The sequence below is a fragment of the Maribacter sedimenticola genome, from assembly GCF_900188415.1.
GTDB lineage: Bacteria > Bacteroidota > Bacteroidia > Flavobacteriales > Flavobacteriaceae > Maribacter > Maribacter sedimenticola.
This window is the reverse complement of the sequence record NZ_FZNV01000002.1, coordinates 491,769-515,825: the sequence shown is the minus strand read 5'-3', so window position 1 is coordinate 515,825 and position 24,057 is coordinate 491,769. Positions and strand designations below refer to the sequence as shown.

At 37.7% G+C, this 24,057-nt stretch carries 23 protein-coding genes; 15 read left to right on the top strand and 8 right to left on the bottom strand.

Annotated elements, in window-relative coordinates; all coding sequences use genetic code 11:
• Positions 1 to 2: 2 nt before the first annotated feature.
• From ligA to CHB68_RS07240, 3 genes are all read right to left on the bottom strand, one after another.
• Positions 3 to 1,994 carry an NAD-dependent DNA ligase LigA gene (gene ligA / locus CHB68_RS07250; RefSeq protein ID WP_089260189.1) on the bottom strand — a complete coding sequence of 664 codons (1,992 nt, stop codon included), beginning with the start codon at positions 1,992 to 1,994 and terminating at the stop codon, positions 3 to 5.
• A gap of 165 nt (positions 1,995 to 2,159) precedes the next feature.
• On the bottom strand, positions 2,160 to 3,014 hold the full coding sequence (gene prmC, locus CHB68_RS07245; RefSeq protein ID WP_089260188.1) for a peptide chain release factor N(5)-glutamine methyltransferase: 855 nt from the start codon (positions 3,012 to 3,014) through the stop codon (positions 2,160 to 2,162).
• Positions 3,015 to 3,016: 2 nt separating this feature from the next.
• The gene (locus tag CHB68_RS07240) at positions 3,017 to 3,502 is read right to left on the bottom strand and encodes a GNAT family N-acetyltransferase (protein ID WP_089260187.1); all 486 of its coding nucleotides are present in this window, start codon (positions 3,500 to 3,502) and stop codon (positions 3,017 to 3,019) included.
• A gap of 77 nt (positions 3,503 to 3,579) precedes the next feature.
• Between CHB68_RS07240 and ribD the strand changes: the two genes are divergently transcribed.
• Genes ribD through CHB68_RS07220 form a run of 4 tightly spaced genes read left to right on the top strand, consistent with a single transcriptional unit; the run spans position 3,580 to position 6,784 of the window.
• A complete protein-coding gene (ribD, locus tag CHB68_RS07235; RefSeq protein ID WP_262494226.1) occupies positions 3,580 to 4,701 on the top strand; it encodes a bifunctional diaminohydroxyphosphoribosylaminopyrimidine deaminase/5-amino-6-(5-phosphoribosylamino)uracil reductase RibD in 1,122 nt (373 codons plus the stop codon).
• Positions 4,679 to 5,281 carry an HAD family hydrolase gene (locus tag CHB68_RS07230; RefSeq protein WP_089260186.1) on the top strand — a complete coding sequence of 201 codons (603 nt, stop codon included), beginning with the start codon at positions 4,679 to 4,681 and terminating at the stop codon, positions 5,279 to 5,281. The genes ribD and CHB68_RS07230 overlap by 23 nt, the downstream gene beginning before the upstream one ends.
• Positions 5,282 to 6,166 carry a hypothetical protein gene (locus CHB68_RS07225; protein WP_089260185.1) on the top strand — a complete coding sequence of 295 codons (885 nt, stop codon included), beginning with the start codon at positions 5,282 to 5,284 and terminating at the stop codon, positions 6,164 to 6,166. It begins immediately after the preceding gene.
• Positions 6,167 to 6,181: 15 nt separating this feature from the next.
• A complete protein-coding gene (locus CHB68_RS07220; protein WP_089260184.1) occupies positions 6,182 to 6,784 on the top strand; it encodes an IMPACT family protein in 603 nt (200 codons plus the stop codon).
• Between the two features lie 3 nt (positions 6,785 to 6,787).
• Here the strand turns inward: CHB68_RS07220 and CHB68_RS07215 are convergent, their stop codons facing one another.
• Positions 6,788 to 7,186 (bottom strand): acyl-CoA thioesterase, encoded by a 399-nt coding sequence (locus tag CHB68_RS07215; RefSeq protein WP_089260183.1) that lies wholly within the window; start codon positions 7,184 to 7,186, stop codon positions 6,788 to 6,790.
• A gap of 202 nt (positions 7,187 to 7,388) precedes the next feature.
• Here CHB68_RS07215 and dnaA point away from each other — a divergent pair, with 202 nt between their 5' ends.
• The 3 genes from dnaA to CHB68_RS07200 are packed head-to-tail and all read left to right on the top strand — an operon-like array spanning position 7,389 to position 10,003.
• Positions 7,389 to 8,813, top strand: coding sequence for a chromosomal replication initiator protein DnaA (dnaA, locus tag CHB68_RS07210; protein WP_089260596.1), 1,425 nt, complete (start codon positions 7,389 to 7,391; stop codon positions 8,811 to 8,813).
• Between the two features lie 13 nt (positions 8,814 to 8,826).
• Entirely contained in the window at positions 8,827 to 9,276 is a 450-nt protein-coding gene (locus CHB68_RS07205; RefSeq protein ID WP_089260182.1) for a low molecular weight protein-tyrosine-phosphatase, read from the top strand.
• A gap of 1 nt (position 9,277) precedes the next feature.
• Positions 9,278 to 10,003 (top strand): SAM-dependent methyltransferase, encoded by a 726-nt coding sequence (locus CHB68_RS07200; protein ID WP_089260181.1) that lies wholly within the window; start codon positions 9,278 to 9,280, stop codon positions 10,001 to 10,003.
• Positions 10,004 to 10,059: 56 nt separating this feature from the next.
• Here the strand turns inward: CHB68_RS07200 and CHB68_RS07195 are convergent, their stop codons facing one another.
• The 4 genes from CHB68_RS07195 to dapF form a co-directional block, all read right to left on the bottom strand.
• Positions 10,060 to 10,689: a hypothetical protein gene (locus CHB68_RS07195; RefSeq protein ID WP_089260180.1), complete on the bottom strand. Its 630-nt coding sequence runs from the start codon at positions 10,687 to 10,689 to the stop codon at positions 10,060 to 10,062.
• Between the two features lie 148 nt (positions 10,690 to 10,837).
• Positions 10,838 to 11,881, bottom strand: a complete 1,044-nt coding sequence (gene mltG, locus CHB68_RS07190; RefSeq protein WP_089260179.1) for an endolytic transglycosylase MltG — start codon at positions 11,879 to 11,881, stop codon at positions 10,838 to 10,840.
• The gene (locus CHB68_RS07185) at positions 11,881 to 12,405 is read right to left on the bottom strand and encodes a GNAT family N-acetyltransferase (protein ID WP_089260178.1); all 525 of its coding nucleotides are present in this window, start codon (positions 12,403 to 12,405) and stop codon (positions 11,881 to 11,883) included. Before CHB68_RS07185 ends, mltG begins: the two co-directional genes overlap by 1 nt.
• Positions 12,399 to 13,175, bottom strand: a complete 777-nt coding sequence (gene dapF, locus CHB68_RS07180; protein WP_089260177.1) for a diaminopimelate epimerase — start codon at positions 13,173 to 13,175, stop codon at positions 12,399 to 12,401. Before dapF ends, CHB68_RS07185 begins: the two co-directional genes overlap by 7 nt.
• 127 nt (positions 13,176 to 13,302) lie before the next feature.
• Here dapF and CHB68_RS07175 point away from each other — a divergent pair, with 127 nt between their 5' ends.
• The 8 genes from CHB68_RS07175 (at position 13,303) to CHB68_RS07140 (ending at position 24,056) form a co-directional block, all read left to right on the top strand.
• Positions 13,303 to 14,694, top strand: a complete 1,392-nt coding sequence (locus CHB68_RS07175; RefSeq protein WP_089260176.1) for a S1C family serine protease — start codon at positions 13,303 to 13,305, stop codon at positions 14,692 to 14,694.
• 118 nt (positions 14,695 to 14,812) lie between these two features.
• Positions 14,813 to 16,261, top strand: a complete 1,449-nt coding sequence (locus CHB68_RS07170) for a glyceraldehyde-3-phosphate dehydrogenase (RefSeq protein WP_089260175.1) — start codon at positions 14,813 to 14,815, stop codon at positions 16,259 to 16,261.
• A 144-nt stretch (positions 16,262 to 16,405) separates the two neighbouring features.
• The gene (locus tag CHB68_RS07165) at positions 16,406 to 17,026 is read left to right on the top strand and encodes a tRNA (guanine-N1)-methyltransferase (RefSeq protein WP_089260174.1); all 621 of its coding nucleotides are present in this window, start codon (positions 16,406 to 16,408) and stop codon (positions 17,024 to 17,026) included.
• A gap of 36 nt (positions 17,027 to 17,062) precedes the next feature.
• A complete protein-coding gene (locus CHB68_RS07160; RefSeq protein WP_089260173.1) occupies positions 17,063 to 17,506 on the top strand; it encodes a GNAT family N-acetyltransferase in 444 nt (147 codons plus the stop codon).
• A gap of 14 nt (positions 17,507 to 17,520) precedes the next feature.
• Complete coding sequence (trmD, locus tag CHB68_RS07155; protein ID WP_089260172.1) at positions 17,521 to 18,195, top strand: tRNA (guanosine(37)-N1)-methyltransferase TrmD; 675 nt, start codon at positions 17,521 to 17,523, stop codon at positions 18,193 to 18,195.
• A gap of 137 nt (positions 18,196 to 18,332) precedes the next feature.
• The gene (rplS, locus tag CHB68_RS07150; protein ID WP_089260171.1) at positions 18,333 to 18,683 is read left to right on the top strand and encodes a 50S ribosomal protein L19; all 351 of its coding nucleotides are present in this window, start codon (positions 18,333 to 18,335) and stop codon (positions 18,681 to 18,683) included.
• Positions 18,684 to 19,325: 642 nt separating this feature from the next.
• Positions 19,326 to 21,542 carry an NADP-dependent isocitrate dehydrogenase gene (locus CHB68_RS07145; protein ID WP_089260170.1) on the top strand — a complete coding sequence of 739 codons (2,217 nt, stop codon included), beginning with the start codon at positions 19,326 to 19,328 and terminating at the stop codon, positions 21,540 to 21,542.
• Between the two features lie 114 nt (positions 21,543 to 21,656).
• Entirely contained in the window at positions 21,657 to 24,056 is a 2,400-nt protein-coding gene (locus CHB68_RS07140; protein WP_089260169.1) for a TonB-dependent receptor, read from the top strand.
• The last annotated feature ends 1 nt before the right edge of the window (position 24,057 follow it).

Below are 24,057 nucleotides of genomic sequence, written 5' to 3'. Positions count from 1 at the left end.
TTTTAGGTCAACATGTTTAAAAATTCCTGTTCTGTAATAATTGGTACTCCCAATTTTTCCGCTTTGGCTCTTTTGCTCGGTCCCATTTTATCTCCCGCCACCAAGTAGGTAGTCTTTGAGGAAATGGATGAGCCCACTTTACCACCGTTATCCTCAATTTTTTTCTTTAGTTCGTCCCTACCCAATTGTTCAAATACACCGGAAACTATAAAGGTATTGCCTTGCAATATATTAGTCTGGTTTTGTAACTTTTCCGCAGAAATGGACATTTGCACACCATAGCGCCTTAAACGTTCTATGGCATCTAAATTCTTTTCATTGGCAAAAAACTGGATAACACTTTGTGCAATGCGCTCCCCTATTTCATCTACTGCCGTCAGATGTTCCAAAGGCGCTTCCTTGAGCGCATCTATATTTTTATAGGCCTTTGCCAATTTCTTGGCTACGGTTTCACCTACATAGCGAATACCCAAGGCAAACAACACCCGCTCAAAAGGTACTTTTACGGATTCTGCCACACCCTTTATTAAATTCTCCGCTGATTTTTCTGCCATACGTTCCAAGGGCAAAATATCCTCTTTGGTCAATTGATATAAATCCGCATAATCATTGATAAGTCCTTCTTTAAACAAAAGCTCTACCGTTTCTCCTCCCAAACCTTCTATATCCATAGCCTTTCTTGAAATATAATGCTGAATACGACCCGTAATTTGGGGCGGACATCCATACTCGTTTGGACAATAGTGCTTGGCATCACCCGCTGTACGGGTCAATGGTGTTCCACATTCAGGACATTCATGGATATACTCCGTAGGTTTAGAATCCGCTGGCCTTTTTGTAAGATCCACCGCTATAATCTTAGGGATGATTTCCCCACCTTTTTCAACAAAGACCGTATCGCCCACACGAATATCCAATTTCTCTATCTGGTCCGCATTGTGCAACGAGGCCCTTTTAACGGTAGTTCCTGCCAACAACACAGGTTCTAAATTGGCTACCGGAGTTATGGCACCCGTACGCCCTACTTGATACGTAATTTCATTTAAAACGGTAAATACTTGTTCCGCCTTAAATTTATAGGCCATGGCCCACCTTGGTGCTTTTGCGGTATACCCCAGTTCCTCTTGATACTGCAGACTATTAACTTTAATGACCACTCCGTCAGTTTCATAGGGCAGTTCATGACGTTTAACATCCCACTCCTCTATAAATGCCATGACCTCAGTGGTAGTCTTACAAAGCTTGGCTACGGTAGGAACCTTAAAACCCCATTCCCTGGCCTTTTCCAACATTTGGAACTGGGTTTCAAAATTTAAATTCCTTCCTACTATACTATATAACAAACAGTCCAATGGTCTTTGGGCCACAATGCTACTATCCTGAAGTTTTAGGCTACCGGATGCGGTATTTCTAGGATTCATATAAGGTTCCTCGCCATTGGCAATACGTTCTTCATTCATTTTCAGAAAACCATCAAAAGGCAATACAATTTCCCCCCTAATATCAAATTTTTCCGGATAATCGCCTTTTAATTGTAAGGGTACGGATTTTATAGTCTTGATATTATTGGTGACATCATCGCCCTGAATACCATCACCACGGGTTACGGCCTTTACCAACTTGCCATTTTCATAGGTGATACTTATTGACGCCCCATCATATTTTAGCTCACACGTAAATGCTACCGGCACATCCCCTAAATTGCGTTGTATTCTTTTTTCCCAATCCTCCAAATCCTCTTTGGAATAAGAATTGTCCAAGGAATACATACGGTGTTCGTGTACCACGGTCTCAAAATTCTTGGTGATCATACCACCTACCCTTAACGAAGGTGAACTGGGATCATGGTATTCTGGATGCTTTGCCTCTAGCTCTTGCAACTCTTTAAGTTTCATATCAAATTCAAAATCAGATATGGTAGGATTGTCCAATACATAATAATTATAATTATGCTCCCGTAGTTCTTTTCGTAATTCTAATATTCTCGCTTCCATTTAATTTATAGCTGCTCTTTATTCATCCTATTTTGGGTAGGTACTGGTGGCTAACCGTTCATTATTTACAGTAAACGCTCCACATTGAAAGTTACCTGACCGATCTTTGAATCTTCTCTATTCTACCATAATCCTTATAACTATCGCAAAATACCCTAATACTTTTTATTTTTTTATTCCCTTTAGCATTCTGTGATTGCCATAAAGATCCTTTCGTAACTCCACATTCTTAAACTTGTTTTGGACCAACAATTGTTTGGTTTCTTCACCTAAATACTGATTGATTTCCAAATATAAGCTACCATTTTGATTTAAATTCCTTGTTGCAAAATGCACAATGGCCCTATAATATTTTAATGCATCATCATCAGGAACAAAAAGGGCCAAACCAGGCTCATTGCATAATACATTTTTTTGCATATTAGATTTCTCCTGTTCCCTTACATAGGGCGGATTGGATACGATTAAATCAAAACGCTGTACATTATCCGTATGGTAGTCAAAAATATCCGCAAGTTGAAAATCTATCTTAACCCCCTGCACAGCAGCATTTTCTTTGGCAACCAATAAAGCCTTAGGAGATATATCCAAGGCCTTTACGTGAGCATTAGGTAAATTTTTAGCCAAGGAAATTGGAATGCACCCACTACCGGTACCCATATCCAAGATATGTATGTTGGTATCTACACCTGCTTTATCTTCCAAAATCCACCTTACCAATTCCTCGGTCTCGGGCCTAGGTATCAAAACATGCTCGTTGACTTTAAAATCCATATCCATAAAATGGGCAATACCGGTAATATATTGAATAGGTTTTTCCATCTTTAACTGAGACAAGGCATTGAACAATATCGTTTCCTGATCTTTATCAATAACCAAGTTAGGTTCAAATACCAGGGCAAAACGTTCCAATTCAAAATAATGCGCAGTAAGTATATAGAAAAAGCTGGTAACTTCATCTTTGGAGTAGAGCGTATCGAGCTCTGAATGAAATATGTTCCTTATTTCCCGTAGTAACACAACTATAATATTTTAAGCATGAACACAGGACAGGAATAATGGCCCGTATCTCCCATTCTAGCGTCTATATATTTAAACCCCATTTTCTTATATAGTTTCTGGGCCGCCTTCATGTAAGGCATGGTTTCCAGATAACAAGATTCAAAACCATATTCCTTTGCACGTTCCAAACACGCCCGTATCATATTATGGCCAATTCCCTTACCCCTCGCCGATTCCAGGAAATACATTTTTTGAAGTTCACAAACATTACCCTTGTAATTATCCAATTGGGCTATCCCTGCACAACCTAAAATTGTTCCTTCATGTTCCACAACAAAGTAGGTAGCCCTAGGCTTATCATAATGCTGGTACATGTTATCTAAAGATGGGTCTTCATATGCCGTACCTACCTTTGGAACCCCCAAATCTATCAACACTTGCCTTATTACCTTGGCTACTTGGACATTATCCTCTTTTTTGATTTCCCTGATTACAACATTTTCCATGGCAAAAAGACAATAGGTTTTAAAGTACTATTTTTGATCTGTGAAGATACGTGATATGCGTAAAAAGGTAAAGTTTGATGTCCATTAATAATCCTCAGCCAAATAAAAAAGTACCGCCATCTGTAGATTTGCTTACTAATGATGAAATATACATGCTACGGTGCATTGAAATAGCGAAGTACGGACTTGGCTCTACTGCTCCCAACCCTATGGTAGGTGCAGTCATTGTCCACAACGGAAAGATTATTGGGGAAGGGTTTACCAGTGCATTTGGAGGAAACCATGCAGAAGTAAACGCCATACATTCCGTAAGCGATAAATCCCTATTAAAAGATGCGACAATTTATGTAACCTTAGAACCGTGCTCCCATTTTGGAAAAACACCGCCTTGTGCGGACCTGATCATACAAATGGGCATACCCAAAGTGGTTATAGGTTTAAAGGACCCTCACGAAAAGGTTGCAGGGAATGGTATTAAAAGACTTAAAAGTGCAGGATGTATCGTAAAAGTGGGTATTCTGGAACAAGAATGTAAGGTCCATCATGCACGTTTTTTGACCAATTGTAATAAGAAAAGGCCTTATATCATCTTAAAATGGGCGGAGACCATAGATGGTTATATAGCTCCAGACACGTTACAACGTGGTGATAAAAAAGAACCATTTTGGATTACCAATACCCGATCAAGACAATTAGTGCACAAATGGCGAAGTGAAGAACCTGGTATTCTTGTAGGCACCAATACTGTAATGGCCGATAATCCGCAACTAAATGTCAGGAATTGGACCGGAAAGAACCCTCTACGCATTGTACTTGACCGCGAACTAAAAATACCTTCAACCTATCATATCTTTGATGGAAAGCAGCAAACCTTAATTTGTACCCAAGTTGTAGACAGCAAACAATACAACTCCAACGCAAGGTATAAAATCGTAGATTTTGAAGCTAATTTGGCACAGCAACTATGTAAAATCCTGTACGAAGAAAATATTCAAAGCATCATTATTGAAGGTGGTTTGCACACCTTGCAAAGTTTTATAGATGCAAATCTTTGGGATGAAGCCAGAATTTTTAAGGGAATCAACCGTTTTGGCACTGGCTTGTCCGCTCCAAGGATCAAAGGTTATACAACACAACACACTCAAATTTTAAATGACCAATTAACCGTATTACATAATGATCAAGAACATTATATTTGACTTTGGCGATATCTTTATAAATTTAAATAAAGAAGCGCCCTTATTGGAAATGGCTAAATTTGGATTTACCGAACTGACTCCAGAACTAGATTCCCTTTTCAAGGAATACGAAATGGGACTTATGAGTTCCGAAGAATTCCTACATCGACTACAATCGGTCTTTACTACGGCCAGCATTCAGCAAATAAAAGCGGCTTGGAATTCTATCATTTTGGATTTTCCAGAGGAGCGTTTACAATTTATTGAACTTTTACGGCAAGAAAACAAGTATAGATTGTTTCTTTTAAGCAACACCAACGACCTTCACATAGAAAAAGTAATAGCATCAATGGGGATGGAACGTTTTCAAAGGTTCAAAATATGCTTTGAAGGATTCTACCTTTCCCAGGAAATTAAGATGCGCAAACCAAATGCGGATATTTATGAATATGTATTACAAAAAAATGCATTGGTTGCCAATGAAACTTTTTTTGTGGACGACACCAAAGAAAATACAGATAGCGCCGCCAAATTGGGTATTCAGTGTTGGAATTTACAAGTAGGCAAAGAGGATATCCAAGAAATTTCAAGGCATCTGTAAATGATACACCTAGCGTTAAGTATTCTCTTCTCTAGCCTAATTTTTGTTGTTTTTAAATTATATGCCAAATTTGGTGTACAGACTCTTTTTGCGATTATTGTAAATTATTTTGTAGCCTGTAGTGTTGGACTTTTTAATTATTCAGGTCCCATTACCTTGGTAGCCGTGCCACAAAAAAGTTGGTTCTGGGGCAGCCTGTCATTAGGTCTGTTATTCATACTTATATTTAATTTAATGGCGGCTACTTCCCAAAAACTTGGTGTATCCGTAGCATCTGTAGCAACCAAAATGTCTTTGACCATACCGGTTCTTTTTGGTGTATTTTTCTACAAGGAAATTCTTGGCATACTAGAAATCATAGGTATCATCCTTGCGCTATTGGCCGTGTATTTTGCCTCCTTAAAGGAACAAAAAATAAAGGCCAATAAATGGGCATTTGCCCTACCCGTACTTGTATTTCTGGGCTCAGGAGTTATAGACACCAGTATCAAATACTTTCAAGACGCCCACATGCCAGAGGAAGAATATGCCCTATTTTCCGCTACGGTATTTGGTTCTGCAGGGGTTATAGGACTTTTTTACATCGGTTTAAAGTCCACCAAAGTACCTTTAAAATTTAATTTTAAAAATATCATTGGCGGTATTTGCTTGGGAATACCCAACTATTTTTCAATTTTTTATTTACTAAAGGCTCTACAGCACCCCACTTGGAACAGCGCATCGGTATTTACGATTAATAATGTGGCCATAGTCATGTTTTCCACCCTTTTAGGAATTATACTGTTCAAGGAAAGACTTACCCCTAAAAATTGGTTAGGCATTGTTTTAGCCGTATGTAGTATTATTATGGTCGCTTTTGGACAACATCTAACAATGCTCATATAAACTTTTCAATTTATAATGGATTCCTATCGTACTATCTTGAAACCTACTGCACCTATCCTTTTCAAGGAACGGAAAAGTAAATTCTTTGGGTATTGTTTTCCGGTGAACGATGAAGAACAGGTAAAGCAGTATATAGCTTCCTTAAAAAATGAATATCCTACGGCCAACCATGTTTGTTATGCATGGCAAATTGGTACGACGAAAAAAACTTACCGAGCCAATGATGACGGCGAACCCAATAATTCTGCAGGTATGCCAATTTATGGACAGCTACAATCGTATGATGTTACCAACACCCTTGTAGCCGTCGTCCGCATTTTTGGAGGTACAAAACTTGGCGTAGGCGGATTAATTACAGCTTACAAGGAAACTGCCAAGATAGCATTGGAACAAGCGCAAATAATTACCAAGATCATAAAACAACAATTTAAAATTGAATTTGAGTATGCCGAAATGGATGTGGTCATGCGTATCGTCAAAAAACATCAACTGGAAATTATATCCCAAGACCTACATTTAAAATGTTCAATGGTGATAGCTGTTAAGAAAAGTGATTTTAGACGGACACTGAATCTTTTTAAGACACAACACAAACTAAAAATCAAAACTGACCAATAGAAATCAGTAGTTCAATTTTTTTAACAAAAAATCAGGACACCTAGTAGGCCTTTTTCTCTGCATATCCATAAATACCAGAACAGTATTTGCCGTGGCCAACAGCTCACCCGCCTCATTGGTTATTTCATAATCAAATTCTATTCTAACCACGGGTTTTTTGTTCAATATTACCTTTACGGTGATCAAATCATCATACAATGCAGGTTTCAAATAATTGATTGATAAACTAATTACAGGAAGCATAATACCATCCTCTTCCATTTTTTTGTAGGAAATACCCAACACCCTTAACCACTCTACCCTTGCCATCTCTAAATATTGAGCGTAGTTACCATGATAGACAACGCCCATTTGGTCGGTTTCACTATATCTTATTCTAAAAGAAATTTGATTTGATCGCATTTATTCGGAGTAAAAAGTATATATTTAAAAGCTCCCCCTATGGGTTAACGAACATGAGAAAAAAAAAGGTCATATTCAATGATAATCAATTTTTTTTTTAAATAAATTGTTCACATATTTGCCCAAGTTGAATGAGAACATTGATTGAATTTTTTCAATCGCCTTTAGCTAAATGCTAACCTTAAAAAGTGAAGATTTTATTATGAGTGTTACTGCTAATTCCGTATGGAAAAACTGTTTGGTGTTTATTAAGGATAATATCCAACCGCAGGCATTCAAAACTTGGTTTGAACCCATTAAACCAATTAAGTTAACCGAAAATGCATTAAGTATACAAGTTCCCAGCAAGTTCTTTTATGAGTGGCTGGAAGAACATTATGTGAAGCTTTTAAAAGTTGCACTAACCAAGGAATTGGGAGAAACCGCAAAGTTGGTCTACATCATACGCATGGAGAATACCTATGGTAACAAAGAACCTTTCACAGAAAAGATTCCAAGTTCCAACAGGGGAGCAATGGCCGCGCAAGAAATGGATGTACCCATTAAGTCTAAAAACCCAGAATTACGCAATCCGTTCGTAATACCAGGTATACGTAACATAAAGATAGAATCCCAGTTAAACCCAAATTATAATTTTGATAATTTCCTGGAAGGGGATTCCAACAGATTGGCAAGATCGGCAGGTATGGCTGTAGCCAACAAACCTGGCGGAACCTCCTTTAATCCATTATTGGTCTTTGGTGGCGTTGGTCTAGGCAAAACACATTTGGCCCATGCCATAGGAGTTGAAATAAAGGATAAATATCCAGAGCGTACTGTACTATATATTTCTGCTGAGAAATTTACACAACAGTATATAGAATCTGTTAAGAAAAATACTAGAAATGATTTTATACATTTCTATCAGTTAATAGATGTACTGATTATTGATGACGTACAGTTCCTATCTGGAAAATCCGGTACCCAAGATGTATTTTTCCATATATTCAACCATTTGCACCAAAACGGCAAACAGGTAATCCTTACTTCTGACAAAGCTCCTGTAGACATGCAGGATATTGAACAACGATTGCTTTCAAGATTTAAGTGGGGCCTATCTGCAGAATTGCAAAGTCCGGATTATGAGACAAGAATTTCTATCCTTAAGAATAAACTATATAGGGACGGGGTTGAAATTCCAGAAGATATTATTGATTATGTTGCCAAACATATCAAAACAAATATCAGGGAATTAGAAGGCGCAATAATTTCATTGATCGCACAGTCTACCCTAAACAAAAGGGAAGTAACCATAGAACTTGCGCAGCAAGTCGTAGAGAAATTCGTGAAGAACACCAAACGTGAAGTATCTATTGATTACATCCAGAAAGTAGTCTCCGATTATTTTGAGATGGATGTTGCTACGCTTCAATCCAAAACGAGAAAGAGGCATATTGTACAAGCAAGACAATTAGCCATGTTCTTTGCCAAAAAATTCACCAAGGCCTCCTTGGCAAGTATTGGATCGCAAATTGGCAAAAGAGACCATGCAACCGTTTTGCATGCATGCAAAACAGTGGACAATCTTGCGGAGACAGATAAACAGTTTAGGAAGTATATTGACGACCTGACCAAAAAATTCTCATAATACCCCCTGCCCCATGAACGTGTTGATGGTTTGCCTAGGAAATATCTGTAGGTCCCCATTGGCGGAAGGTATACTCCAAAATAAAGTAGCGAACACCCAAATAAAAGTAGATTCTGCAGGTACTGCCGGTTACCACATAGGCAACCCACCTGACCCTAGATCAATAAAAGTAGCTTTTGACCACGGAATAGATATCAGCAAGCAACGATGCCGAAAATTTTCTATTTCAGATTTTGACCGTTTTGATTTAATCTACGCTATGGACAAAAGTAATTATAGAACTATTATTGCCCAGGCCCGTAATACACAGGATAGCTCAAAAGTAAGGTTAATTTTAAACGAAATAGATGCTACGGACCGTGAAGTTCCGGATCCTTACTATGACTCCAACGATGGATTTGAGAACGTATTTCAGATGATCGATGAAGCTTGTGAAATAATAGCCGCCAAAATAAATAATTAATATGAGTACACAGCACAGCGGAAAATCTGGAAGTGTTTATTTGATTCCATCTACCTTGGGAGATATGGCCCCTTTAGAGGTGTTACCAATTTCCATAAAGCAAACAATAGAGCGGTTAGACCATTATATTGTAGAAAACGAAAAAACCGCTCGCCATTTTATTAAAAAGATTAGTCCAAGAAAATCCCAGCCATCACTTAAATTGTTCCTATTAAATAAGTTTACTGAACAACAAGAAATACCTACATTCCTAAACCCCTGTTTAGAAGGTTTTGATATTGGTATCCTTTCAGAGGCCGGTTGCCCGGGTATTGCAGACCCGGGTGCAGCAGTAGTCAAAATCGCACATGAAAAAAATCTACAGGTAGTACCCTTGGTAGGCCCTTCATCCATATTATTGGCATTAATGGCAAGTGGCATGAACGGCCAAAATTTCGCCTTTAACGGCTATTTACCCATTGATGGAGCCGAGCGCAAAAAATATATTAAAACTTTGGAACGAAAAAGCAAGGAGGAAAATCAATCGCAAATATTTATTGAAACGCCCTACCGCAATAATAAAATGTTAGAGGAACTGATTAAGACATTGGCCCCAAGTACAAGAATTTGCGTTGCCGCAGATATTACGTTGCCTACGGAATATATTAAAACCAAAACGGCTATAAATTGGAAAAGGGAACATGTAGATTTACATAAACGACCCGCAATCTTTATTATTCAAGCATAAAAAAAACCTTGACAAAAAAATGCCAAGGTTTCCCATTTTCATATCTACTTAAACTTTTAAATTCTAGGGTTTCTTTTTGGTGAAACTATAGAAATATCATAACCTGAAAACTTTTTCATATAATTAGATATACTTGTCCCATATCCGTCCTTTATGTCCATTCTTCCTTGTGACCTTAAGAAGATCTTTACATTTCCTGGACCCGCTAGATGCGCAGCGGCCAATATTCCGGATTCCGTAATCTCAATACCCCGCATTTTCATTCCTACAAAACGCTTTATATCTTTACGTAAAATCCACTTGTTACGTGAAATATTAACATAGAACGCACGTTCCTGCAATTCCGGATTGCTTAAAAAATGATTGCCGTCATAGATACCTACAAGCGCCAATGTCCCTAAGCCAAATTGATATTTTCCTAAATATCCGTAAGTATTGGTAACAAAATAATTTCCTTGAGATTCTTTAAAGGCCAAGGCTTCCTTAAATCCTATAAACTGACTGCCAATATAGGGAGGTCTAATTTCATAACCGGGTAAAGATGTTTCGTCCTGAGGAAACGAAACTAGAGTAGGTTCTTTCATTTTAAGCTGATCCGGAACACTAACCTTTAATGTTTTAAACCCGTAACCAGATAAAATAAACATCATAACAAGAGGACAACTTATCAATATCCATCTTTTCATAGTATCTATTTCTTAAGACTTACGGCGACTACTATTTGCCTGCTTAAATTTCAAAGACAAAGGTAGAATGGAAATTTATGTAGAATGAGAAGGTTCTGTTAAAACTATCAAGATTTAGTTAACAAGTGCTAAAATTCGGGTAATTTACCTATCTTTTGATTTTACGGGAGTTTATCCACCGGATGTATTGTGCTTTATTTCGGTTATGTTGCGCCAAACTTTCCGCGAACATATGATACCCAAATTTTTCAACATTGGCTACAAAATAATAATAATTGTGTTTTTCCGGATTTAAAACAGCATCCACTGCAGTAATGTCCGGCATGGCAATTGGTCCAGGAGGCAAACCTAAATACTTGTAGGTATTATATGGAGAATCCAATTCCAGGTCTTTATATAGCACACGTTTAATAACCGTATCAAAATTTCCCGTTTCTTTTTTTATGGCATAGATTACGGTTGGATCTGCTTGTAACAACATATTTTTTCTTATCCTGTTCAAATAAACTCCCGCAACCCGTGGCCGCTCATCTACTTTGGCAGTTTCCTTATGTACTATGGAAGCCAATGCCATAACTTCGTTTGGAGATAACCCCAAAGCATTTGCCTTGTCCTTACGTTCCTTGGTCCAAAAACGTTGATATTCCTTCAGCATTCTATCCCTAAATCCTGTAGCAGATGTATTCCAGAAAAATTCATAACTGTTAGGAATATATACCGCTAATTTATTGGCATCATTAAAACCATTTTCATCCAAAAAAGGTTTATCCTCAAACGCTGCCAACAATGCCATACTATCCGCCTCTATCTGTGCCGCTATCCTACCCGCCAAATCCTGTAGGGTCTCTTGATTATTAAATGAAACCTTCACCGGTAAGTTGCCGCTTCTTAGGGAGTTTACCAGCTCATTATTATTCATGCCCTTTTTAAGCCTGTATTTACCCGCTTTAATATTCTGTAGATATCCTTTCTTGTCCGCTGCAGATTTAAATGATTCCCAATTGTCTATATAAGGTGTCAATTGTTCTTTCAATAAATCTGTTGAAGCATCGGTAGGAATGTACACATAAGCTTCTTTCGTTTCAAAACTGGTATTGGGCGTAAAAAAAGTACTATAAAGAATATAGGCAAATATTGCTCCACCGATTAATCCCAATACTACTACCCCTAAAATAATTCGCTTAATGTTCATTACGTATTCAATTTTTGCAATAAAATTTCATTCTTGTATGTACTCCCCACACGTACCCAATCTTTTTTTACACCTACGGGAATGAAACCTAATTTCTGGAACAAATGCATACTTGCTATATTATCTTCCAATATATTGGCATATACCTGCCGTAATCCCAACACCTGAAATACATAATTACACAATAAACTTATGGCTTCTGCCCCAACACCTTTATTACGCTGTGCCTCATCATGAATAACTATTCCGAGACCTGCCCGTTTATGGTAGGGGTCAAAATCAAATAGATCGATCAATCCAATTGTCTTATGTTCAAGATTGCAGATTACCAAACGTAATTGCTTTACATCATAAATATCCCTATGGGCATTGTCCAAATACAGCTGTAGCACATCTTTGGAATAAGGTGTAACCGTGCCACTTATTTCCCAGACCAAGGTATTGTTTTCCAATTCATATAGGAAATTCAGGTCCTTTTGTTCCAAGGCCCTTAAATACACTATATTTCCTTTTAATGTTACCACTCCATTTCGCCTTTAAATACTTGTTTAGCCGCACCTTTTAAATAAATATCAGTGTAAGAGCCATTATTATATTTAAAATCAACACTTAAATTACCGCCCAATGCACTTATTGCAATTTGGTTGGCACTAGTCTTTCCTAAATGGTGCATTGCCAAGGCTACCGCAGTAACCCCGGTACCACACGAAAGTGTCTCATCTTCTACACCACGTTCATAAGTGCGTATATTAAATCCGTTCGTTGTATTTGCTTCAACAAAATTAATATTACTTCCTTTCTCTCCATACACCCCGTACCGTAAACGAGCTCCTTCTTTTTTTACATCATATAGCTTTAGACCTTCCACCATTTGCACATGGTGTGGCGAGCCTGTATTCATAAATAGGGCGTTGGACTTTTCCTTTATTTCACTAACATCCTGCATTTTTAAACTTACCATGTCCCCCTGTATTAGTGCCTTATGGGGCCCATCTATGGCCATAAACTCCATTTCATCATCAACTATACCTAAAAAATGGGCAAAGGCCACAATACATCTTCCGCCGTTACCGCACATGGTACTTTCATTACCATCCGCATTAAAATATACCATCCTAAAATCTGTGTCATCATCATTTTCCAATAAAATGAGGCCATCTGCACCTATTCCAAACCGTCGATCACATAAATGCGCGACCAAGGTGCTATCCGTATGGGAAAAGTCCCCGTTTCGGTTATCGATCATGACAAAATCGTTCCCTGTACCCTGATATTTGTAAAATGTATTTTTCATGTTATTTTAAAGTGACAAATATACCACATAATTAAGTTGCAAAGAGTAGTTAAAAAGTAGTTAAACGCTTATAAATACTCATAAAAACCAGTAATTTTACAGGTAGTTTGCTAAATTTAAATAGATTATGAAAAAAATAGCTAGTCTTCTTCTTGTAGCAGTTTTTGCAGGTGCAATTACCTTAGTGGGATATAAATTTTTCATCGAGAAAGAAAACTTTACCATTATTACCCAAACCAGTGAGAATGGTTTTGTCAATACGAGCTATACACCCACTTCCGCAAAAGGAGCGGGTATAAATGAAGTTGATTTTACCACAGCTGCAGAAAATACGGTCAACGCTGTAGTTCACGTGGCCAATATTACCCTCAGGAAAAGCCCCACCACCATATTTGATATTTTCTATGGGCATGGCGGTAGTACCGTTCCCCAAATTGGAACGGGATCAGGAGTCATTATTTCATCTGACGGATATATAGTCACAAACAATCATGTCATTTCCAAAGCAAATCAGTTACAGGTTACCTTGAACAATAATAAAACATATGATGCGGAATTGATTGGGACAGATCCCAATTCAGATATAGCTTTATTAAAAATAGATGCAAAGGAAAAACTTCCTTATTTGGCATTTGCGGACTCTGACCAGACTAAGATTGGGGAATGGGTCCTTGCCGTTGGCAATCCGTTTAACCTTACCTCTACGGTAACTGCAGGTATCGTTAGTGCCAAAGCGCGTAATTTGGGCAAGCACCAATCCTTTATCCAAACGGATGCCGCGGTAAACCCTGGAAATTCCGGTGGTGCATTGGTAAATACAAATGGTGACCTGGTGGGCATCAATACAGCAATATCATCCCAAACTGGTTCATATATAGGATATTCCTTTGCAGTGCCCAGTAATATTGCCAAAAAGGTTGTTCAGGATATACTGGAATATGGAAATGTACAAAAAGGATTTATGGGTATTAGTCCCGCTCCTGTAAATACACGTGATGCCATTGAAAAAGGAATCAATAATATAGATGGTGTATATATTGAACGTATAGAGCCTGAATCCGCTGCAGAAGAGGCAGGTATGAAAATTGGGGATATTATTAAAAAAGTGGACGAAATTACCGTACACAAATATCCCGACCTAACCGGATATCTTTCTACCAAACGACCTGGCGACACCTTAAATGTTGTTATCGACAGGGATAAGGAACTTATGGAATTGCCGCTAACACTAAAAGAACGGCAACAGTTGGTAGTTCCAGAAATGGGTCTTGAAGTCAGAAACCTGACCGAACATGACAAGAAAGTGTATAGGACCAAAACCGGGGTTAAGATTATTGGTGTGCCCGAACGGTATAGAGGATATGGTTTGTCCGAAAAAGTGATCATAAAAGTAGATGAGGTAGAAATTGGGAATATTGACGATGCATATAATGCATTTGGCGCTATTTCAAAATATGATAAAACGGTCATTACCATGTTGGGATCCAATGGTGAACGAGATCGATTGATTTTCCAATAGTAAACTTCTAAAAATTAAAGCCTTCGCAACAACGAAGGCTTTTTTAATAATAATTCACATTAAAAGCTATTAATTTTCATAATTTCGCAAAAAACAACAAAAAACCCATCAACTGATTATGGTTCCAACCACCACGTATGAAAAGGAATTGGCCTTTCAGGCCGATCGAAGAAAGGCTACAACAGAATTCATAAAAATTGTAAGTGACCTATGGTATGATAAATCGATAGAAATTGTTCTGTTCAAGAACCAAGTAATCGATAAAAATGTAAGTGACATTATCCATTTGCATGAATATGCAGGTGAGTTTGTCCAGAAACCAATATCAATTTTTGATTCCGTAGAAATTTTACGCGCAATATCAAGTATTCCTTTACCTCCTGCCAAATTGGACATTGGTAAACTAACATATGAATTTCACTCTGACGATAATACCTTTGACAATGTAAAGGAATTTGTGTTCGATAAATTAAAAACCGCACAGAACTATAAAAGTATAGAACCAAAGGATGTTGTGCTTTATGGTTTTGGCAGAATTGGCAGATTAGTTGCCAGGGAATTGATGTCCAAAACCGGTAAAGGAAACCAAATGCGGTTAAGGGCCATTGTGGTTAGAGGAAAGGATACTAGCGAAAATCTTGAAAAAAGAGCCAGTTTATTACGTACCGATTCCGTACACGGAATATTTAACGGTACCGTAAATACCGATCATGAAAACCAAAAATTAATCATTAACGGCACAACGGTCCATGTAATCTATGCCAACGCACCGGAAGAAATAGATTATACAGCATACGGAATCTCCAATGCCCTAATCATTGATAATACAGGGGCCTTTAGAACAAAGGAACAGCTAGAAAGGCATTTAAAGGCCAAGGGAGCAGAAAAAGTATTACTTACCGCTCCCGGTAAAGGAATAGCCAATATTGTACATGGTGTCAATCATTTAGAATACGATCCTGATAGCGCCCAATTATTTTCAGCAGCATCCTGCACCACAAATGCAATCAGTCCTATCCTAAAAGTTATTGAAGAAACCTTAGGTATAAAACATGGACATTTGGAAACGATTCATGCATATACCAATGATCAGAACTTGGTGGATAACATGCACAGTAAATATCGTAGAGGTAGGGCCGCAGCATTGAACATGGTAATTACGGAGACCGGTGCCGGAGAGGCGGTTGCCAAGGCTTTACCCTCCCTTCAAGGCAAGCTGACTTCAAATGCCATTAGAGTGCCCGTACCAAACGGTTCCTTGGCCATTTTAAATATAGAAGTTGACCAAAAAACTTCCTTGGAAGGTATCAATACCATGATCAAAAAATATGCTTTGGAAGGAGATTTGGTAGAGCAGATAAAATATTCGCTCAACAAAGAACTTGTATCTAGCGACATCATTAGCACTTCTGCTCCATCTATATATGACAGTTGCGCTACCATAGTTTCAGATACAGGAAAAAAAATAGTACTTTACATATGGTATGATAATGAATACGGTTACTCGCATCAAGTCATACGATTAGCTAAATATATTGCCAAAGTGCGCCGCTTTACCTATTACTAATTTTAAGAAAAAACATCTTTTTTTTAATACGCTACGTACATTAATAAAGGCTTATAACCTTTGCCCTTTTTTTTTTCTAAATTGACTTTAATAAATTACTTTAGCCCACTCTAAATCATTTTTTTTAATACAAGAACCTATTACATGAAATTCAATAGAATACTATTAGTTCTGGCATTCCTACTTGTTGCAAACCTACAATATGCACAAGAAACTGAAGAAGATGACAAACTATCTTTGGATGAAGGACCCATTAGCAATCAGTTCGACTATATATCCAAACGCTCCGGTAATTACAGGGCAGATGGAGTCAGGTACGAGGTCGTCAAGGAATCCAACTTATTCAAGATACGTAAAAACGTATTGGATTCCATCGCTGCTATGAACAAAAAAACGAGTGAACTTAAGGCTACAATATCCGAACATGAGACAACCATTAGTTCTTTGAATAAAAAGTTGGAAGAAACCACTACTAACCTAGTGGCGGTAACAGAAGAAAAGGATAGCATGTCATTTATTGGTATTCCGGTATCAAAAGGAACCTACAATTTTATATTATGGACCATTATTGGAGGGTTGTTCCTGTTACTGGGCTTATTTATTTATAAATTTAGAAACAGTAACATCCTAACTCAAGAGGCAAAACAGAATTTATCCGAACTTGAGGTAGAATATGAAGATCATCGAAGAAGGGCACTGGAACGAGAGCAAAAAATCAGTAGGCAGCTTCAAGATGAAATCAATAAACAGAAAAAAACGAAATAAATACACAAGCTCCTTACCAAGGAGCTTTTTTTTACCATGAATACTATTTTACAAGTTGATTTAGCACAAGTTAGGGATATGGTTCATCTCTTTGACGGCTACCGTATTTTTTACGGACAGCAGTCAAATATCCACGCCGCAACTTTATTTTTGAACGAGCGAATCAAAAACCAAGAATCAATCATTTTTACATCATATATAGATGGCAAGGCCGTAGGCTTTGTACAATTATACTTTACGTTTTCATCTGTAAGTCTAGAACCCTCCCTAATTTTGAACGACTTGTACGTTGATCCTATTTTTCGCAATAAAAACATTGGAAAAGATTTGTTGCTAAAAGCCCAAGAGTATTGTACTTCCCATAATTATAAAGGTTTGGCCCTAGAAACTGCCGTAGACAATCCTGCCCAGAAATTATATGAAAAATTAGGCTGGAAGAAAGATTCGCATTGTTTTCACTACTTTTGGTCGGTTAAATAATCCGCTTACACACCATGCGTATAGACATCATTACGGTATTACCCGAATTATTGACCAGTCCTTTTGAAGCTTCAATACTTAAAAGAGCCATTGAAAAGAATTTGGTTGAAGTCCATTTTCACAACCTCAGGGATTATACCACAACTAAATATAGAAATGTAGACGACTACCAATTTGGTGGTGGAGCAGGAATGGTACTCATGATTGAACCAATTGACAAATGCATATCCAATTTAAGGTCACAACGAGATTATGATGAAATCATATATATGACCCCAGATGGCGAAACCCTAAATCAGCAAATGGCAAATCAATTGTCCATGGTAGACAACATCATAATTTTGTGCGGCCACTATAAAGGTGTTGACCAAAGAATAAGGGACGCCTATATTACTAAGGAAATTTCAATTGGCGATTATGTGCTCTCCGGTGGCGAATTGGGGGCAGCCGTCCTTTGTGATGCAGTAATTAGACTTTTACCCGGCGTACTCAATGATGAAACCTCTGCCCTAACCGATACTTTTCAGGACGGGCTTTTGGCCCCACCGGTTTATACAAGGCCAGCGGAATATAAAGGTATGAAGGTACCCGATGTACTTTTAAGCGGTAATTTTGGCAAAATAGAGGAATGGCGCGAAAACCAGGCCATGGAGCGAACCGAAAAACTACGTCCGGACTTATTAAAATAAAATATAACCCCTATAATTTTAAAAATCGCAAAAAATACTTGTAGGTTATAAAATTAGTATTATTTTTGCACCCTGTTAGAACAACCTCTGACGAAAATCGTGAATGTTGCTTTGACCTAATTCCAATTAACAATACAATGGAATCATTAATAAAATTTGTACAAGACGAATTCGTAACCAAAAAAGAATTCCCAAAGTTTTCATCTGGTGACACTATTACAGTGTACTATGAGATTAGAGAAGGTGAAAAGACCAGAACACAGTTTTTTAAAGGTGTAGTAATTCAACGTAGGGGAACCGGCGCTACTGAAACTTTTACCATCCGTAAAATGTCAGGTACCGTAGGTGTAGAGCGTATCTTCCCTATCAACTTACCTGCTCTTCAAAAAATTGAAGTTAATAAGCGTGGTAAAGTACGTAGATCTAGAATTTACTATTTCCGTGAATTGACCGGTAAGAAAGCCAGAATCAAAGAAGTTAGAGGATAATAAATATCCGCAGTCATATAAAAGCTCCGTTTCAACTATGAAACGGAGCTTTTTTTATTAACAATTGTGAACAACACAAGTTTACAACCTGTTGATTAATAAATAGTTAAAAAAAACGAAAACAAACAAAATTTTTTATATCTTGAGGTGTGATTGTTAAATAAGGATAACCAAGAAATCCGATGTTAAGGTCATTTCAAAGTTTGCGTTCTTTGGATTATTACTGAACTTGATAGTTGCAATGCAATAAATTCAAGTGAGTTAAAACAAATAAGGCTGTCGCTTTATCCTAGTTTTAATGAATTAATTATTAGGACTTATGTAAGTAAGCATTATGTAATTAATGAAGGTAATAAAAATGAAATATGATGTTATCCTGAACGGCTTGTTAGGGATGTCCATTATTTCAAACGTTGAATCAGTGAAGCGGGTGCAATCAAGGGTTGCCGTTTTAATGAAAAATTAAAACAAACTGTCCGTAAACTTTTTCTAAAAAGCCATATCAATGTACTTGTACAATGATATGGCTTTTGTTATTTCACAAATCTTCCTTTCTATCCTTAAATATTCAGGCAAATCCTATCTTTTTAGCCTATATAAAATTGTATATTTGTTCCGCTTTAATTAAAAACAAAACCAAATATGTCCAAAATATTTTATACCAAAACTGACGAGGCGCCAGCATTGGCAACAGAGTCATTTTTACCTATTGTAAAAGCTTTTACCAAAACTTCGGGAATACAGATTGAAACCAAGGATATTTCACTTGCAGGCAGAATAGCCGCAACTTTTCCAGAATTTTTAACGCCAGAACAAAGGGTATCTAACGATTTGGAAGAATTGGGCAAAATGGCCAAAATGCCGGAAGCAAATATTATTAAGCTACCTAATATCAGTGCCTCCGTACCGCAATTGAACGGCGCCATTAAAGAGCTGCAGGCAAAGGGATATAACTTACCCAATTATCCTGACGAGCCTAAAAATGACCAAGAAAAAGAAATAAAGGCTAAATACGATAAGATTAAAGGTAGTGCCGTAAACCCCGTGTTAAGAGAGGGCAACTCTGACCGTAGAGCTCCAAGAGCCGTTAAAAACTACGCCAAACAAAATCCACATAGTATGGGGGCCTGGAGCACAGATTCCAAAACCCATGTTGCTACTATGGGCGAAGGTGATTTCCAAGCCAATGAAAAATCCTTGACCGTGCCCAACGCAACTGCCGTACAAATAAAATTGGTAAGCAACGGTGCTACATCCATATTAAAAGAAAATATTGACCTATTGGCCGGTGAGATTATCGATGCCACCGTTATGAGTAAAACAGCGTTATTAGACTTTCTTAAAAAAGAGATTAAGGACGCTAAAGATAAGGGTGTATTATTTTCCGTGCATTTAAAGGCTACAATGATGAAAGTATCGGACCCAATTATCTTTGGACACGTAGTAGAAACGTTTTTAAAGCCGGTATTCAAAAAATATGAGGCCACATTTGACAAGTTAGGTATCAGTCCTAACGACGGTATGGCCAGTTTATATCAGAAGATAGCACAATTACCTTCCGAAGAAAGCAGCCAGATTCAAAAAGATTTGGATGAAGCTTTTAATGACGGTCCAGATTTGGCCATGGTAAATTCAGATAAGGGAATTACCAATCTACATGTACCAAGTGATATAATTATTGATGCTTCAATGCCAGCAATGATTAGAAATTCAGGAAAAATGTGGAATTCCGAAGGTAAATCACAAGATACCAAAGCTGTTATTCCAGACAGTAGTTATGCCGGTATTTATACTGCAACAATAGATTTTTGCAAGAAACATGGTGCTTTTGACCCCACCACTATGGGCACGGTACCTAATGTAGGCTTAATGGCACAAAAGGCAGAAGAGTATGGCTCCCATGACAAGACTTTTGAAATTCAAGAGTCTGGTAAAGTTCAAGTAGTGGACATTGCTTCCGGAAAAGTGCTTTTAGAACATGAAGTTGAACAAGGGGATATTTGGCGTATGTGCCAGGTGAAAGACGCCCCCGTGCAGGATTGGGTGAAATTGGCCGTATCAAGAGCAAGGGCCACCAATGTCCCTGCAATTTTTTGGTTGGATAAAAACAGGTCCCATGATGCGGAACTGATAAAGAAAGTCAATGTTTATCTAAAAAACGAAGACACCCAAGATCTTGATATTCAAATTATGGCTCCTACGGCAGCTACGGAATTCACCTTAAAAAGGATGAAGGCCGGTAAAGATACCATCTCCGTTTCAGGAAATGTTCTTAGGGATTACTTGACCGACCTATTCCCAATTTTAGAAGTGGGTACCAGTGCAAAAATGTTATCGATCGTTCCTTTAATGAACGGTGGAGGATTGTTCGAGACTGGAGCAGGTGGTTCCGCTCCCAAGCATGTGGAGCAATTTATGGAAGAAGGACACTTGCGTTGGGATTCGTTGGGAGAATTTTTGGCCTTAGGCGTTTCTTTGGAATTTTATGGTGAGAAAAATGATAATGCCAAAGCTAAGATCCTAGGGGATACATTGGACAGTGCCACTGAAAAATTCCTATTGAACGATAAGTCTCCATCAAGAAAAGTAAAGGAACTGGATACTAGAGGTAGTCATTTTTATTTAGCCAAATATTGGGCGGAAGCTTTGGCCGAACAGAATGACAACGCAGATTTAAAAGCTATATTCACCACGGTAAGCAGTCAAATTAACCAACAAGAAGACCAGATTCTTCAGGAATTGATCGATGTCCAAGGTTCTGAACAAAATATAGGCGGATATTATAAACCAGATGAAGTACTAGTAGAAAAAGCTATGCGTCCTAGTACAACGTTAAATAATATTCTTAATACCCTATAAAAGCAATAATATTTACAGTCAATACCCTTAACCATTGGTTAAGGGTATTTTTATTGGGTCAATTTTTAACTTAGGAACATCTTACTTTTCTAAGTATTTTTACAAAAAAAATTGATGAAGGAATATTTACTCATTATTCTTTTTTGTGCTTTTCTTTTTCCGTCTGTTTCTTGTGCCCAACAAAAGTATACGCTAAGTGGTACCATTTCAGAAAATCAAAGTAATGAAACACTAATTGGGGTTACCGTTGCGTTTCCTGAATTACAAACAGGGGTTACTACCAATGAATACGGTTTTTACTCCATCACCCTACCAGAAGGAACCTACAAACTCCGTATCAGCTATTTAGGTTTTACCGATATCACACAGGAAATCGTCTTATCCGAAAATAAAAAAATAGATTTTTTTATGAACGAAGAGGCCGAGCAGTTAGATGAAGTAATTGTTAGTGAGAACGTGGAGAAAATGGATATTAGAAAACCTCAAATGAGCGTCAATACCTTATCCATTGGCACTATTAAAAAAATACCGGTTATTTTAGGCGAGGCAGATGTCATAAAATCTATTCTTTTACTACCTGGCGTAACAAATGCAGGTGAAGGTGCATCTGGTTTTAATGTTCGTGGTGGAGCTGCCGATCAAAATCTAATTTTATTGGATGAGGCCATAATCTTTAATTCTTCTCATTTATTTGGTTTCTTTTCTGTATTTAATCCAGATGCAATAAAAGATGTAAAATTGTATAAAGGGGGGATTCCGGCTCGTTATGGTGGCAGGGTTTCTTCTGTACTGGATATCTTTCAAAAAGAAGGAAATAGCAAGGAATTTAAAATGAATGGCGGTATAGGAGCCGTGGCAAGCAGACTATTGTTGGAAGGCCCAATTAAAAAAGATAAGTCCGCCTTCTTGATTGGTGGAAGAGCTTCATACGCACACCTTTTTTTACCCCTGTTCGATATTGATAATACCGCTTATTTTTACGATTTAAATACCAAATTAAATTATAGGCTTAACGAGAAAAACAACATTTTCCTAAGTGGTTATTTTGGAAGGGATGTTTTTGGAATCAATGATAGTTTTGTAAACACTTATGGTAACGCTGTTGGAAATTTTAGGTGGAATCATCTATTCTCAGATAAATTATTTTCCAACCTATCATTAATTTATTCCGACTATTATTACGGCCTAAAATTGGATTTTGTTGGGTTTAACTGGAATTCAGGCATACGTAATTTTAATGTAAAATATGACCTTAAGCATTACCTAAGCGACAAACTTCAAGTAAACTACGGTATCAACAATGTATATTATCAATTTAATCCGGGTAAGATTGAACCTAGCAATTCCGAATCCGGAATTGTAGAAGAGCAATTAATACAAAAATACGCCAATGAATTTGCCGCTTACATTGATGTGGAACAACGTATTACGGATAATTTAAGCGTTGGTTACGGATTACGCTATAGTCATTTTATGCGTTTAGGCCAAGATGAGCTAAATGTCTATGCCAATAACAATCCTGTGGAATTTGATCCTTTATTACTAATCTATAAGGAAGCGGAGCCCATAGATATAATCAATCCCGGTAGAGGCACCACATTATCTACTTTTGGAAATTTTGAACCTAGAGCTTCCCTTTCCTATACAATGACAGCGACCAGCTCGGTCAAGGCCAGCTATACCAGATTGGCACAATACCTACATCTCTTATCCAACACAAGCTCCCCTACCCCTTTAGATGTCTGGACGCCAAGTGGGCCATTTATTGAACCACAGTTGTTGGACCAATATGCCCTTGGCTATTTTAAAAATTTGGCAGATGGGGATTATTCTGTGGAAAGTGAAGTATTTTACAAAGATGTACAGAATAGAATTGACTATATAGACGGTGCAAACCTTATAGCCAACAATGCCATTGAACAGGTTATTCTAAACGGTGAAGCAAGAGCGTATGGTCTTGAACTTTTGTTACGTAAAAATGAAGGTAATTTACAAGGATGGCTAGCATACACACTATCTAAATCTGAACAACGAACACCGGGAAGAGCAGCGGTTACCGATAATGGCAGGAGTAATTTGGAATCTGGCATCAATTTTGGCAATTGGTACAATACACCGTATGATAAAACCCACGATATATCCGTATTCGTTAGCTACGATTTAAATAAAAAATGGAGCTTTAGCAGTAATTTCACTTATCAAACCGGTCAACCTACCAATTACCCCATAGGCCAATTTGAATTTGAAGGGTTAACCATTCCATACTATGGACAACGAAATAGCGAGCGCTTACCGGACTATAATCGTCTTGACTTATCCGCAACTTTGACCCCTAGAAAAAATTCGGATAGAAAAATTAAGGGAGAATGGGTTTTTAGCCTTTACAACGTCTACAACCGTCGTAATGCCGCTTCAATTAATTTTAGACGTAATGATGACACCGGGGCCAATGAAGCTGTTAGAACCTCTATATTTGGCATTGTGCCCGCAGTAACTTATAATTTTAAACTGTAAG

Excerpts from the sequence above, each read along its gene's own strand:
- ligA (WP_089260189.1), bottom strand. The coding sequence starts at position 1,994 with ATGGAAGCGAGAATATTAGAATTACGAAAAGAACTACGGGAGCATAAT.
- CHB68_RS07240 (WP_089260187.1), bottom strand. The coding sequence starts at position 3,502 with ATGGAAAATGTTGTAATCAGGGAAATCAAAAAAGAGGATAATGTCCAA.
- ribD (WP_262494226.1), top strand. The coding sequence starts at position 3,580 with ATGTCCATTAATAATCCTCAGCCAAATAAAAAAGTACCGCCATCTGTA.
- CHB68_RS07230 (WP_089260186.1), top strand. The coding sequence starts at position 4,679 with ATGATCAAGAACATTATATTTGACTTTGGCGATATCTTTATAAATTTA.
- CHB68_RS07225 (WP_089260185.1), top strand. The coding sequence starts at position 5,282 with ATGATACACCTAGCGTTAAGTATTCTCTTCTCTAGCCTAATTTTTGTT.
- CHB68_RS07220 (WP_089260184.1), top strand. The coding sequence starts at position 6,182 with ATGGATTCCTATCGTACTATCTTGAAACCTACTGCACCTATCCTTTTC.
- CHB68_RS07215 (WP_089260183.1), bottom strand. The coding sequence starts at position 7,186 with ATGCGATCAAATCAAATTTCTTTTAGAATAAGATATAGTGAAACCGAC.
- dnaA (WP_089260596.1), top strand. The coding sequence starts at position 7,389 with ATGAGTGTTACTGCTAATTCCGTATGGAAAAACTGTTTGGTGTTTATT.
- CHB68_RS07205 (WP_089260182.1), top strand. The coding sequence starts at position 8,827 with ATGAACGTGTTGATGGTTTGCCTAGGAAATATCTGTAGGTCCCCATTG.
- CHB68_RS07200 (WP_089260181.1), top strand. The coding sequence starts at position 9,278 with ATGAGTACACAGCACAGCGGAAAATCTGGAAGTGTTTATTTGATTCCA.
- CHB68_RS07195 (WP_089260180.1), bottom strand. The coding sequence starts at position 10,689 with ATGAAAAGATGGATATTGATAAGTTGTCCTCTTGTTATGATGTTTATT.
- mltG (WP_089260179.1), bottom strand. The coding sequence starts at position 11,881 with ATGAACATTAAGCGAATTATTTTAGGGGTAGTAGTATTGGGATTAATC.
- dapF (WP_089260177.1), bottom strand. The coding sequence starts at position 13,175 with ATGAAAAATACATTTTACAAATATCAGGGTACAGGGAACGATTTTGTC.
- CHB68_RS07175 (WP_089260176.1), top strand. The coding sequence starts at position 13,303 with ATGAAAAAAATAGCTAGTCTTCTTCTTGTAGCAGTTTTTGCAGGTGCA.
- CHB68_RS07170 (WP_089260175.1), top strand. The coding sequence starts at position 14,813 with ATGGTTCCAACCACCACGTATGAAAAGGAATTGGCCTTTCAGGCCGAT.
- CHB68_RS07165 (WP_089260174.1), top strand. The coding sequence starts at position 16,406 with ATGAAATTCAATAGAATACTATTAGTTCTGGCATTCCTACTTGTTGCA.
- CHB68_RS07160 (WP_089260173.1), top strand. The coding sequence starts at position 17,063 with ATGAATACTATTTTACAAGTTGATTTAGCACAAGTTAGGGATATGGTT.
- trmD (WP_089260172.1), top strand. The coding sequence starts at position 17,521 with ATGCGTATAGACATCATTACGGTATTACCCGAATTATTGACCAGTCCT.
- rplS (WP_089260171.1), top strand. The coding sequence starts at position 18,333 with ATGGAATCATTAATAAAATTTGTACAAGACGAATTCGTAACCAAAAAA.
- CHB68_RS07145 (WP_089260170.1), top strand. The coding sequence starts at position 19,326 with ATGTCCAAAATATTTTATACCAAAACTGACGAGGCGCCAGCATTGGCA.
- CHB68_RS07140 (WP_089260169.1), top strand. The coding sequence starts at position 21,657 with ATGAAGGAATATTTACTCATTATTCTTTTTTGTGCTTTTCTTTTTCCG.